Here is a 13,199-nt window from a genome sequence, read left to right on the forward strand (position 1 = left end):
GTTCAGGTCAAAGAAGTGTCACTACCTGATGTTGAATTCAGTGAGATGGAGTGACGCCACAAAACAGGATGACAAACCATGTCCAGTCGTATCGATAGAGACGTGATTAATGCGCTAATTGCAGGACATTTTGCGGACCCTTTTTCCGTACTCGGAATGCACCAGACCCAAGCCGGACTAGAAGTCCGCGCCCTATTACCTGACGCCACCGACGTATGGGTGATTGAACCCAAAACCGGACGTAAAGTCGGCAAACTGGAATGTCTCGACGCTCGCGGTTTTTTCTGCGGCGTTTTACCCCGACGTAAAAATTTCTTTCGCTATCAGCTCGCCGTGACCTGGCACGGACAGCAGAACCTCATCGACGATCCTTACCGTTTTGGTCCATTAATACAGGAAATGGATGCCTGGCTATTGTCGGAAGGCACCCACCTGCGTCCTTATGAAACGCTGGGCGCGCACGCCGATACGATGGATGGCGTCACCGGCACCCGTTTCTCCGTCTGGGCGCCTAATGCCCGTCGCGTTTCGGTTGTCGGGCAATTCAACTATTGGGATGGGCGTCGCCACCCGATGCGTCTGCGCAAAGAGAGCGGTATTTGGGAGCTGTTTATCCCCGGCGCGCATAATGGACAACTGTATAAATTCGAGCTGCTTGATGCGAATGGTAATCTGCGCATTAAAGCCGATCCCTATGCTTTTGAGGCGCAGATGCGTCCGGAAACGGCGTCGATGATTTGCGGACTGCCGGAGAAAGTGACGCCAAGCGAAGAACGACAAAAAGCCAATCAGTTTGATGCGCCGATCTCGATTTATGAGGTGCATTTAGGTTCATGGCGCCGCCATACGGATAACAATTTCTGGCTGAGCTATCGTGAGCTGGCGGATCAGCTTGTGCCTTACGCCAAATGGATGGGCTTTACGCACCTTGAACTCTTGCCGGTCAACGAACATCCGTTTGACGGCAGTTGGGGCTACCAGCCGACCGGCCTCTACGCGCCGACCCGCCGCTTTGGTACGCGGGACGACTTCCGCTATTTCATCAATGCGGCCCATGCGGCGGGCCTTAACGTCATTCTCGACTGGGTGCCGGGCCATTTCCCGTCCGATGAATTTAGCCTCGCGGAGTTTGACGGCACCCACCTCTATGAGCACAGCGATCCGCGCGAGGGCTATCACCAGGACTGGAATACGCTGATCTACAACTATGGTCGTCGTGAAGTCAGTAATTATCTGGTGGGCAACGCCCTGTACTGGATGGAGCGTTTTGGGATTGATGCGCTGCGTGTCGATGCGGTGGCCTCTATGATCTACCGCGACTACAGCCGCAAAGAGGGCGAGTGGATACCGAACGAGTTCGGCGGTCGTGAAAACCTGGAAGCCATTGAGTTTCTGCGTAATACCAACCGCATTATTGGCGAGCAGGTGCCCGGCGCGGTCAGCATGGCGGAAGAGTCGACAGACTTCTCTGGCGTGACGCGTCCACCGGAAACGGGCGGCCTGGGGTTCTGGTACAAGTGGAACCTGGGCTGGATGCACGACACGCTGGACTATATGAAGCTGGACCCAGTGTACCGCCAGTATCATCACGACAAGCTGACCTTTGGTATGTTGTACAACCATACCGAAAACTTTGTTCTGCCGCTGTCGCACGATGAGGTGGTTCACGGCAAGAAATCCATTCTCGATCGTATGCCGGGCGATGCGTGGCAAAAATTCGCCAACCTGCGCGCCTACTATGGCTGGATGTGGGCCTTTCCCGGCAAGAAACTGCTGTTTATGGGGAATGAGTTTGCCCAGGGACGCGAGTGGAACCATGACGCCAGCCTCGACTGGCACCTGCTGGAGGGGGGCGATAACTGGCACCACGGGGTTCAGCGTCTGGTACGCGATCTCAACCACACCTATCGCCACCATAAAGCGTTGCATGAGCTGGATTTCGATGCTTACGGCTTTGAGTGGTTGGTGGTCGATGACAATGAACGCTCGGTACTGATTTTTGTACGCCGTGATAAAGCCGGTAACGAGATCATCGTCGCCAGCAACTTTACGCCCGTTCCTCGCCACGACTACCGCTTTGGCATCAACCAGCCGGGACGCTGGCGTGAAATTCTCAATACTGATTCGATGCATTATCACGGTAGCAACACCGGCAACGGCGGCGTGGTGCACAGCGATGAGATCGAAAGCCATGGCCGTCAGCACTCTCTTAGCCTGACGTTACCGCCGTTGGCGACGATCTGGCTGATGCGGGAGGGGGAATGACGCAGCTTGCGATCGGCGAAGCAACGCCGCATGGCGCAACGTATGACGGTCATGGCGTGAATTTCACGCTCTTTTCCGCCCATGCGGAGCGCGTAGAGCTGTGCGTTTTTGATTCCCGAGGGAATGAGCGTCGCTATGACCTGCCAGGACGTCGCGGCGATGTCTGGCATGGTTATCTGGCAGGCGCCAGGCCAGGTTTGCGCTATGGCTATCGCGTACATGGCCCGTGGCAGCCAGCGGAGGGGCATCGGTTTAATCCGGCGAAGTTACTGCTTGATCCTTATGCGCGCCGGGTCGAGGGCGAACTAAAAGATCATCCGCTGTTGCACGGCGGACACGATGAACCGGACTACCGCGATAACGCGGAGGTGGCGCCGAAAAGCGTGGTAATCAGCGACCATTATGACTGGGAAGATGACGCCGCGCCGCGCACGCCGTGGGGAAAAACGGTCATCTATGAAGCGCATGTCAAAGGGCTTACCTACCTGCATCCGGAGCTCCCCCAGGAGATACGCGGCACCTATAAAGCGCTCGGTCATCCGGTCATGGTGGCGTACTTCAAACAGCTTGGCATTACGGCGCTGGAACTGTTGCCGGTGGCGCAGTTTGCCAGCGAGCCGCGCCTGCAACGTATGGGGCTGACCAATTATTGGGGTTACAACCCGATGGCGATGTTCGCGCTGCATCCCGCCTGGGCCAGTTCGCCCGAGACGGCGCTGGACGAGTTTCGCGACGCGGTGAAAGCGCTGCATCGCGCGGGGATTGAGGTCATTCTGGACATCGTATTAAACCATAGCGCCGAGCTGGATCTGGACGGTCCAACCTTCTCCCTGCGCGGAATTGATAACCGTAGCTATTATTGGATAAGGGACGATGGCGATTATCACAACTGGACGGGGTGCGGCAACACGCTCAATTTAAGCCATCCTGGCGTGGTGGAATACGCGTGCGAGTGTTTGCGCTATTGGGTGGAAACCTGTCATGTCGATGGTTTTCGTTTTGATTTGGCGTCCGTCATGGGGCGCACGCCGACGTTTCGCCAGGATGCGCCGCTGTTCGCCGCGATTAAAGCGTGTCCTGTGTTATCAACGGTCAAGCTGATTGCTGAACCGTGGGATATTGGCGAGGGCGGCTATCAGGTCGGGAATTTTCCGCCACCGTTTGCCGAGTGGAACGATCATTTTCGCGATGCGGCCCGCCGATTCTGGTTGCCGCGTAACCTGACGACGGGGGAATTTGCCTGTCGTTTCGCCGCTTCCAGCGATGTGTTTAAACGCAATGGCCGCACACCCGGCGCCTCTGTCAATCTGCTCACGGCGCATGACGGTTTTACGCTCCGGGACTGCGTCTGTTTCAATCAGAAACACAATGAGGCGAACGGTGAGGAAAATCGCGACGGCACCAACAGCAATTACAGCGACAATCATGGTAAAGAAGGATTAGGCGGTCCGCTTGATTTAATGGAGCGGCGGCGCGACAGCATTCATGCCCTGCTGGCGACGCTACTGCTCTCTCAGGGAACGCCGATGCTGCTGGCAGGCGATGAACACGGCCATAGCCAGCACGGCAACAATAACGCCTACTGTCAGGATAACGCCTTAACCTGGCTGGACTGGCAGCAGGCAAATCGTGGGTTAACCACGTTTACCGCCGCGCTGATTCGTTTGCGTCAGCAGATACCGGCTTTAACCGGCAATAGCTGGTGGGAAGAAGGCGATGGCAACGTGCGTTGGCTGAATAAAAACGCGCAACCCTTGAGTGCGGATGAGTGGCAAAACGGGCCTAAGCTGATGCAAATTCTGTTGTCGGACCGTTTTCTGATTGCGATAAATGCCACGCTTGAGGTGACAGATATAGTTTTACCCGAAGGGGAATGGCGCGCCGTTCCCCCATTCGCTGGAGAGGATAATCCGGTGATAACGGCGGTCTGGCAGGGACCTGCGCATGGACTGTGTGTGTTCCAGAGAGGATAAAAAAGGAGTTAATCATGGTGAGTTTAGAGAAGAACGATCGTGTAATGTTGGCGCGCCAGCTGCCACTGAAATCTGTTGCCCTAATCCTGGCTGGCGGCCGCGGCACGCGTCTAAAAGATTTAACGAACAAACGCGCCAAACCAGCCGTCCACTTTGGTGGGAAGTTCCGCATCATCGATTTCGCCTTATCTAATTGTCTGAACTCCGGGATTCGCCGTATCGGCGTGATCACTCAGTATCAGTCCCACACGCTGGTGCAGCACATTCAGCGCGGCTGGTCACTGTTTAGCGAAGAGATGAACGAATTTGTCGATCTGCTGCCAGCTCAACAGCGTATGAAGGGCGAAAACTGGTATCGCGGCACGGCAGACGCGGTGACCCAGAACCTGGATATTATTCGTCGCTATAAAGCGGAATATGTCGTCATCCTGGCAGGCGATCATATCTATAAGCAGGACTACTCGCGTATGTTGATCGATCACGTTGAAAAGGGCGCGCGTTGCACGGTGGCCTGTATGCCGGTGCCGATCAAAGAAGCGACGGCGTTCGGCGTGATGGCGGTCGATGAAAGCGACAAGATTATTGATTTTGTCGAAAAACCGGCGAATCCCCCCGCAATGCCTGGTGACGCCAGCAAATCGCTGGCCAGTATGGGCATTTACGTTTTTGACGCCGATTACCTGTATGAATTGCTGGCGGCAGACGATAAAGATGACGCGTCCAGCCACGATTTCGGTAAAGACATTATCCCCAAAATCACCCGCGAAGGTATGGCTTACGCGCATCCTTTCCCGCTCTCCTGCGTGCAGTCCGATCCACAAGCCGAACCGTACTGGCGCGATGTAGGTACGCTGGAAGCTTACTGGAAGGCGAACCTGGATTTAGCCTCAGTGACGCCGGAGCTGGATATGTATGACCAGAACTGGCCTATCCGTACGCATATGGAATCGCTACCGCCTGCGAAATTCGTGCAGGACCGCTCCGGTAGCCACGGTATGACGCTGAACTCGCTGGTCTCCGGCGGCTGCATTATCTCCGGTTCGGTGGTGGTGCAATCTGTGCTCTTCCCACGGGTGAGAATAAATTCTTTTTGTAATATTGATTCGGCAGTGTTGTTACCTGAGGTTTGGGTAGGGCGCTCCTGCCGTTTACGTCGCTGTGTTATTGACCGTGCCTGTATTATCCCGGAAGGCATGGTGATTGGTGAAAATGCGGAAGAGGACGCTCGTCGTTTCTACCGTTCAGAAGAAGGTATTGTACTGGTCACGCGTGAAATGCTGCGCAAACTGCAGGTCAAACAGGAGCGATAATGCAGGTTTTACATGTATGTTCAGAGATGTTCCCCCTGCTGAAGACTGGGGGGCTGGCGGATGTGATAGGCGCGTTGCCTGCGGCACAAATTGCGGATGGTGTTGATGTTCGCGTTCTGCTTCCTGGGTTTCCCGATATCCGTCGGGGGATACCCGATGCGCATGTGGTGAGGCGCCGCGATACTTTCGCAGGTAAGATATCGCTGCTGTTCGGGCATTATAACGGCGTGGGTATTTATCTGATCGACGCGCCGCATCTGTACGAGCGTCCAGGCAGTCCCTATCACGATACGAATTTATATGCCTATACCGATAACGTGCTGCGCTTTGCCCTGTTAGGGTGGGTCGGCTGTGAAATGGCCTGCGGACTTGATCCATTCTGGCGCCCCGACGTGGTGCACGCCCATGACTGGCACGCCGGGCTGGCGCCCGCCTATCTGGCGGCGCGCGGGCGGCCGGCGAAATCGGTCTTTACCGTACACAACCTGGCCTATCAAGGCATGTTTTATGCAAAGCATATGGATGACATCGAACTGCCGTGGTCATTCTTTAATATGCATGGGCTGGAGTTCAACGGACAACTCTCCTTTTTGAAGGCCGGTTTGTACTATGCCGACCATATTACGGCGGTGAGCCCGACCTATGCGCGTGAAATTACCGAACCGCAGTTTGCTTATGGTATGGAAGGCCTGCTGCGCCAGCGTCATCTGGAAGGGCGCTTGTCCGGCATACTGAACGGCGTGGATGAGAAGATCTGGAACCCGGAATCCGATCTGCTGCTGGCGTCGCGCTACACGCGCGATACCCTGGAAGAGAAGGCGGAAAACAAGCGTCAGCTACAAATTGCGATGGGGTTGAAGGTTAACGACAAAGTGCCGCTGTTTGCCGTGGTAAGCCGTCTGACCAACCAGAAAGGTCTGGATCTGGTGCTGGAGGCGTTACCGGGGCTGCTGGAGCAGGGCGGGCAGTTGGCGCTACTCGGCGCGGGCGATCCGGTGCTTCAGGAGGGGTTCCTCGCGGCGGCGGCGGAACACCCAGGGCAGGTTGGCGTACAGATCGGCTATCACGAAGCTTTCTCGCATCGCATTATGGGCGGCGCGGACGTTATTCTGGTGCCCAGTCGTTTCGAACCGTGCGGCTTAACGCAGTTATATGGCTTAAAGTATGGCACGCTGCCTCTGGTGCGGCGTACCGGGGGGTTGGCCGATACGGTCTCCGACAGTTCGCTGGAAAATTTGGCGGACGGTATCGCCAGCGGTTTTGTCTTCGAAGACAGTAACGCCTGGTCGTTGCTACGCGCGATTCGGCGTGCTTTTGTGTTGTGGTCACGGCCTTCGCTTTGGCGGTTTGTACAACGGCAGGCGATGGCGATGGATTTTAGCTGGCAAGTTGCCGCGAAATCATACCGCGAGCTGTACTATCGCTTGAAATAGTCATCCAGGAATCATTTATATGAATGCTCCGTTTACTTATGCATCGCCCACTCTCAGCGTTGAGGCGCTTAAGCATTCTATTGCCTATAAGCTGATGTTTACGATTGGTAAAGACCCGGTCATTGCCAATAAACACGAATGGCTGAACGCCACGTTGTTCGCGGTGCGCGATCGTCTGGTGGAGCGCTGGCTGCGTTCTAATCGAGCCCAATTATCGCAGGAAACCCGGCAGGTTTATTACCTGTCGATGGAGTTTTTGATTGGTCGTACTCTCTCTAACGCGCTGCTCTCGCTGGGCATTTATGACGACGTTAAAGGCGCGCTGGAGGCCATGGGCTTAGATCTCGAAGAGCTGATCGATGAAGAGAATGACCCAGGGCTTGGCAACGGCGGCTTAGGACGGCTGGCGGCTTGCTTCCTGGACTCGCTGGCGACGCTAGGATTACCGGGTCGCGGGTATGGCATTCGCTACGACTACGGCATGTTTAAGCAGAATATTGTCGACGGGCGGCAAAAAGAATCTCCGGATTACTGGCTGGAATATGGCAACCCGTGGGAGTTCAAGCGCCACAATACGCGCTATAAGGTGCTTTTTGGCGGGCGCATTCAGCAGGAAGGTAAAAAAGCACGCTGGATTGAGACGGAAGAGATTCTGGCCGTCGCGTATGATCAGATCATCCCCGGTTACGACACCGACGCCACTAACACACTGCGGCTGTGGAATGCGCAGGCCAGTAGTGAAATCAACCTCGGTAAATTCAACCAGGGCGACTACTTTGCGGCGGTGGAAGATAAAAACCACTCTGAGAACGTTTCACGGGTGCTCTACCCGGACGATTCCACCTATTCCGGACGAGAGCTACGCCTGCGCCAGGAGTATTTTCTGGTCTCGGCGACAGTGCAGGATATCCTGCACCGTCATTATCAACTGCATAAAACCTATGAGAATCTGGCGGATAAAATCGCCATTCACCTCAACGATACGCATCCGGTGCTGTCAATTCCGGAGCTGATGCGTCTGCTGATTGATGAACATAAATTTAGCTGGGACGACGCGTTTGAGGTGTGCTGTCAGGTCTTCTCTTATACCAACCATACGCTGATGAGCGAGGCGCTGGAAACCTGGCCTGTCGATATGCTGGGGAAAATTCTGCCCCGTCACCTGCAGATTATCTTCGAGATTAACGACTATTTCCTGAAAACGTTGCAAGAGCAATATCCCAACGATACCAGCCTGCTTGGACGCGCGTCGATTATTGATGAGTCGAACGGTCGCCGGGTACGGATGGCCTGGCTGGCGGTGGTGGTCAGCCATAAAGTCAACGGCGTTTCTGAACTCCATTCCAACCTGATGGTGCAGTCGCTGTTCGCGGATTTTGCGAAGATTTTTCCGACCCGTTTTTGTCACGTCACTAACGGCGTTACGCCGCGCCGCTGGCTGGCGCTGGCAAACCCGCCGCTGTCTGACGTGCTGGATGAGAATATTGGCCGTACCTGGCGTACCGATCTTAGTCAGCTCAGCGAGCTGAAGCAGCATTGTGATTATCCGCTGGTCAATCATGCGGTGCGTCAGGCGAAGCTGGAAAATAAAAAACGGCTGGCGGTAGTGATAGCGCAACAACTGAATGTGGTGGTGAACCCTAAAGCGTTATTTGACGTGCAGATTAAGCGTATTCACGAATACAAGCGGCAGTTGATGAACGTACTGCATGTCATTACCCGCTATAACCGCATTAAAGAAAATCCGGAGGCCGACTGGGTGCCGCGGGTGAATATTTTTGCCGGTAAGGCGGCTTCCGCCTATTACATGGCAAAACACATTATTCATCTGATCAACGACGTAGCGAAAGTGATTAACAACGATCCGCAGATTGGCGACAAGCTGAAAGTAGTGTTTATCCCGAACTACAGCGTTAGCCTGGCGCAGGTGATCATTCCCGCTGCCGACCTGTCTGAGCAGATTTCGCTGGCAGGGACAGAAGCTTCCGGCACCAGTAATATGAAATTTGCTCTGAATGGCGCGCTCACCATTGGTACGCTGGATGGCGCGAACGTTGAGATGCAGGAGCATGTCGGCGAGGAGAATATCTTTATCTTCGGTAATACTGCCGAAGAGGTGGAAGCGTTGCGCAGGCAGGGTTATAAGCCTCGCGACTATTATGAAAAAGATGAAGAGCTACATCAGGTACTGACGCAGATTGGTAGCGGCGTCTTTAATCCGGAAGAGCCAGGCCGTTACCGCGATCTGGTAGATTCGCTGATTAACTTTGGCGATCACTATCAGGTGCTGGCGGACTACCGCAGCTACGTGGACTGCCAGGATAAGGTGGATGAGTTGTATCGTCGCCCGGAAGAATGGACGACGAAAGCGATGCTCAACATTGCCAATATGGGCTACTTCTCATCGGACAGAACCATCAAAGAGTATGCCGAAAATATCTGGCATATTGATCCGGTGCGGTTGTAAATCGCGTTCTCTCACGACGGGGCCTGCGGGCCCCGTTTTTTATGCGTGTATTTCGGAAAAGTGCGGGGGAAGGGGGAGATATCTGCAGGTTTATACTTTGCGCTGATACAGGGATGGGTGAAGCAAAATATGAAGATGCAAAGGAGCTTAATATCATTGGTGATGGCGTTTATCGGCGTGCCGCTGCTGGTGAACATTATTACGATTATCGTGGGGGGAATGTGGGCGTGCATTAGCGTTCTTGAAAATAGTATCCCCGTCGCGCAATCTATTGAGAAGGCGACCATTATCCCGGTAGCGCTTCTGGGCGCAGGGTTAATTTTTCTTTGTGGCCGAATATGGGGAAAGGGAAATGCATCAGAGGTAAATCCAGAATGGCGTGATTGCTGCCTGCTTATGCCCGCTCTGGTGGTGCTGATGGGGTGGGTCATCCTGATGTTTCTCACCGATCTTAATATTCGCGCGATAGGGCGTAAACCCATCGCCCAGGTGGTGCAAACGCTTTGGCTAGTACCCAGCGTAATATCCTTTTTCAACGGCTGGGTATGGGCAGTGTTGCTCATCCCGGTTGGCTCGCAGCTCTGTTTTGCATTAGGGTATGGTAGTGCGCGTTGGGGAGTGCTACGCGGCGGTGCGGGCTACACTTGTCGTAACCTGCTGGTGATTTGCCTGCTGTTTTTCGGGAGCTGTGCCGTATACCAGTCACATATTTATGCCGTGAAGTATCCCGCTCCCGAGAGCAGTGAATATCTTTATTTCCGCGATTATCAGGCGCACACATGGGGCAACAAGCTAACCGGGCTGCGCGATGAACCGACACTTTTGCTCACTCAAAATTGGCCGCGGCTCGATGGCGCAACGGCTGGCTTGCCGTTATACGCCTCGGCTTTTTATGCGCTTACGCGCTTTCCGGATGATATCTGCCCTGAAGACTACCTTGAAAACCAGGGAACCATTGAAGCCTATCAAAATATCCTTAACGGTAATGCCGATCTTATTTTTGTCGCCCAGCCTTCCACTGCTCAAAAGCAATTGGCCGAGGCCAGTGGCGTAAAACTGGTTTACACCCCCTTTGCACGTGAAGCGTTTGTGTTTATCGTCAACCAAAACAATCCCGTGTCATCGTTGAGTGATGTACAAATTCGCGGCATTTTTAGCGGAAGAATCACCCACTGGAATGAGGTAGGCGGAGAGGCAATCGACATTAAGCCCTGGCAGCGACCAGAAAACTCTGGCAGCCAAACGGCGATGCTGGCGAAGGTAATGAAAGAAACAAAGCTGATGCCAGCGCAAACAACATCAGTGGCAACCGCGATGGGGGAAATGGTGGATATCGTGGCTGAGTATCGCAATACGCACAACGCCATTGGCTATACCTTTCGTTATTACGCTACGCAGATGCACAGCAATAAAGAGATTAAATTACTGGCGATAAACGATGTTGCCCCGACGGTTGAAAATATTCGTAACGGCAGTTACCCGTACACGGTTGATGTTTATATGGTCACCCGTGAACACCCCACAGCGGAAACACAAAAGCTGGTGGACTGGTTTCTAAGCCCGCAGGGACAGCAGTTGGTGCAGGATGTGGGATATGTGCCGCTGTATCCGGCCGCGAAATAAAGGGACTAAATGGAAGAGGTTAAACTATATGTGGAACGGGTTGGCGTAGACCCGATCAGCGGCGCTGGTATTCGTATTGCACGGCGTGAATCCACTTCGTGGCATAAAGATATTGTTGCTGAGCTGATTAATCAGGTCCTCCGGTGTGGTGCAACATTAATCATCATCGCTGTGCTGACCGCCTGCGATGATCGCCAGGTAAGCTATTTTCCTGATTATGCCGCCATACCCGAGCAGTCCGGTATCTGGACCTGGCTACCTGTGTTCTTTCCATCGTCCGCCAGTGAAATAGAGATGACGTTTAACCTGGACAGCAATCTTTTTTATGCTGACTTTAGCGTGGCCGACGGTGATAAACGCGCGCATTTTGAAAGCGTGCTGGGGGAGGAGAGCGTGGTTCATTATGCCAACTTTCCTCATAAAAGTTGGTGTAAAACGGGGAAAACTCTCTGGAATAGCGAAGCGCGGGCAAAACCCTTCTTTATTACCCAAATAAGTGTCGATCGCTACCGTATCACTAATCATATGCCCGGCTGTACAAAACCCGGCGAGTGAATGCGGTATGTGGCGAAAAGGGCGGTATAAACCGCCCCGGATTTTATTACGACGCCAGTGAAAGTTGGTGTTTCTCAACATACGCCGCCAGCCACTGGGTGATGCGGGACTGCTGCTCGGCGGTCAGCCACATGCCTTCTTTGGTGCGACGCCAGATAGCGTCTTCAGTACGGCGCACCCATTCGTGATCCACCAGGTACTTGAGTTCTGCTTCGTAAAACTCATGACCGAAATCTTCGCCTAAATCAAGCAGTGACGTGGCTTCGCCGAGAATCCACTCCGTGTTGCTGCCGTAAGTGCGCGAATAGTGGCGCGCCAGCGATTCCGTCAGGAACGGATAACGACGACGCAGCTTCGCCGCGTAATCTTCGCGGCTGCCGTCGATGTCGCCGCCGGGCAGTACGCACGTTTTGGTCCATGCCGGGCCGATGCCTGGATAATAAGACGCCAGTTTTTCCATCGCATGTTCGGCCAGCTTACGGTAGGTCGTGAGCTTACCGCCAAACACGGAAAGCAGCGGCGCTTTGCCGTTTTCATCATGAATATCAAGGGTATAATCGCGAGTGATCGCCTGCGGTGAGTCGGACTCATCATCGCACAGCGGACGGACGCCGGAGTACGTCCAGACGATGTCATCGCGCCCCAGTTGTTTCTGGAAGTGCGCGTTATAGACCTTCAACAGGTAATTAATTTCGCTCTCTTCAATTTTTACCGCTTTCGGATCGCCTTTATATTCGACATCGGTTGTGCCAATGATCGAAAACTCTTCCATCCACGGAATGACAAAGACGATACGCTTATCTTCGTTTTGCAGAATATACGCCTGCTTCTGATTATGGACGCGCGGCACGACGATATGGCTGCCTTTGATCAGGCGGATGCCATATGGCGACGGCAGGTGCATCCCTTCGTCGAAGAACTGTTTGACCCACGGTCCGGTGGCGTTAACCAGTCCGCGCGCCTGCCAGACATATTTTTTACCGGTGTCGATATCTTCCGCTTCGACAATCCACAGGCCATTTTCCCGACGAGCGGCGGTTGCGCGAGTACGGGTAAGGACTTCGCCGCCTTTACGCACCACCATCTGTGCGTTAGCCAGCACCAGACGTGCATCGTCTACCCAGCAGTCGGAATATTCGAATCCGCGCACGATTTCAGGTTTGAGCACCGAATCTGCGCCAAACCGCACACCGGTGGAACCGGGTAAGCTGGTACGTTTGCCGAGGTGATCGTACATAAACAGACCGATACGGATCATCCAGGCTGGACGTAAATGCGGGCGGTGCGGCAGACGAAAACGCATCGGGAAGGCGATGTGCGGCGCCATTTTCAACAGCACTTCACGTTCTGCCAGCGCTTCGCTGACCAGACGGAACTCGTAGTGTTCAAGGTAGCGTAAGCCGCCGTGGATAAGTTTCGAACTGGCGGAAGAGGTCGCGTAGGCCAAATCCTGCGCTTCCAGCATGAGTACGGACAAACCGCGTCCGGCGCCATCAGCCGCGATGCCTGCACCGTTAATGCCCCCGCCTATCACGATCAGATCTTTGGTTTCCATGCTGCCCTCTTGCACTTT

8 protein-coding genes are annotated in these 13,199 nt (G+C 54.2%); 7 read left to right on the top strand and 1 reads right to left on the bottom strand.

Features of this window, described 5'->3' with window-relative positions; translation table 11 throughout:
* The first annotated feature begins 78 nt into the window (after positions 1–78).
* From glgB to ACLJZ5_RS10745, 7 genes are all read left to right on the top strand, one after another.
* Positions 79–2,265 carry a 1,4-alpha-glucan branching enzyme gene (gene glgB, locus ACLJZ5_RS10715; protein ID WP_000098553.1) on the top strand — a complete coding sequence of 729 codons (2,187 nt, stop codon included), beginning with the start codon at positions 79–81 and terminating at the stop codon, positions 2,263–2,265.
* Complete coding sequence (gene glgX / locus ACLJZ5_RS10720; RefSeq protein WP_024797720.1) at positions 2,262–4,238, top strand: glycogen debranching protein GlgX; 1,977 nt, start codon at positions 2,262–2,264, stop codon at positions 4,236–4,238. The genes glgB and glgX overlap by 4 nt, the downstream gene beginning before the upstream one ends.
* A gap of 14 nt (positions 4,239–4,252) precedes the next feature.
* Positions 4,253–5,548: a glucose-1-phosphate adenylyltransferase gene (gene glgC / locus ACLJZ5_RS10725; protein WP_000253995.1), complete on the top strand. Its 1,296-nt coding sequence runs from the start codon at positions 4,253–4,255 to the stop codon at positions 5,546–5,548.
* Positions 5,548–6,981 carry a glycogen synthase GlgA gene (glgA, locus tag ACLJZ5_RS10730; protein WP_024797719.1) on the top strand — a complete coding sequence of 478 codons (1,434 nt, stop codon included), beginning with the start codon at positions 5,548–5,550 and terminating at the stop codon, positions 6,979–6,981. The genes glgC and glgA overlap by 1 nt, the downstream gene beginning before the upstream one ends.
* A 19-nt stretch (positions 6,982–7,000) precedes the next feature.
* Positions 7,001–9,448: a glycogen phosphorylase gene (glgP, locus tag ACLJZ5_RS10735; protein WP_410958922.1), complete on the top strand. Its 2,448-nt coding sequence runs from the start codon at positions 7,001–7,003 to the stop codon at positions 9,446–9,448.
* Positions 9,449–9,577: 129 nt separating this feature from the next.
* Entirely contained in the window at positions 9,578–11,071 is a 1,494-nt protein-coding gene (locus ACLJZ5_RS10740; protein ID WP_024797718.1) for a PstS family phosphate ABC transporter substrate-binding protein, read from the top strand.
* A 9-nt stretch (positions 11,072–11,080) separates the two neighbouring features.
* The gene (locus ACLJZ5_RS10745) at positions 11,081–11,626 is read left to right on the top strand and encodes a hypothetical protein (RefSeq protein ID WP_024797717.1); all 546 of its coding nucleotides are present in this window, start codon (positions 11,081–11,083) and stop codon (positions 11,624–11,626) included.
* Between the two features lie 46 nt (positions 11,627–11,672).
* Here ACLJZ5_RS10745 and glpD read toward each other — a convergent pair whose 3' ends face one another.
* Complete coding sequence (gene glpD / locus ACLJZ5_RS10750; protein ID WP_024797716.1) at positions 11,673–13,181, bottom strand: glycerol-3-phosphate dehydrogenase; 1,509 nt, start codon at positions 13,179–13,181, stop codon at positions 11,673–11,675.
* Between the last annotated feature and the right edge of the window lie 18 nt (positions 13,182–13,199).

The organism is Salmonella sp. 5800 (assembly GCF_046558195.1).
Classification (GTDB): Bacteria; Pseudomonadota; Gammaproteobacteria; order Enterobacterales; family Enterobacteriaceae; genus Salmonella; species Salmonella enterica.

Excerpts from the sequence above, each read along its gene's own strand:
- glgB (WP_000098553.1), top strand. The coding sequence starts at position 79 with ATGTCCAGTCGTATCGATAGAGACGTGATTAATGCGCTAATTGCAGGA.
- glgX (WP_024797720.1), top strand. The coding sequence starts at position 2,262 with ATGACGCAGCTTGCGATCGGCGAAGCAACGCCGCATGGCGCAACGTAT.
- glgC (WP_000253995.1), top strand. The coding sequence starts at position 4,253 with ATGGTGAGTTTAGAGAAGAACGATCGTGTAATGTTGGCGCGCCAGCTG.
- glgA (WP_024797719.1), top strand. The coding sequence starts at position 5,548 with ATGCAGGTTTTACATGTATGTTCAGAGATGTTCCCCCTGCTGAAGACT.
- glgP (WP_410958922.1), top strand. The coding sequence starts at position 7,001 with ATGAATGCTCCGTTTACTTATGCATCGCCCACTCTCAGCGTTGAGGCG.
- ACLJZ5_RS10740 (WP_024797718.1), top strand. The coding sequence starts at position 9,578 with ATGAAGATGCAAAGGAGCTTAATATCATTGGTGATGGCGTTTATCGGC.
- ACLJZ5_RS10745 (WP_024797717.1), top strand. The coding sequence starts at position 11,081 with ATGGAAGAGGTTAAACTATATGTGGAACGGGTTGGCGTAGACCCGATC.
- glpD (WP_024797716.1), bottom strand. The coding sequence starts at position 13,181 with ATGGAAACCAAAGATCTGATCGTGATAGGCGGGGGCATTAACGGTGCA.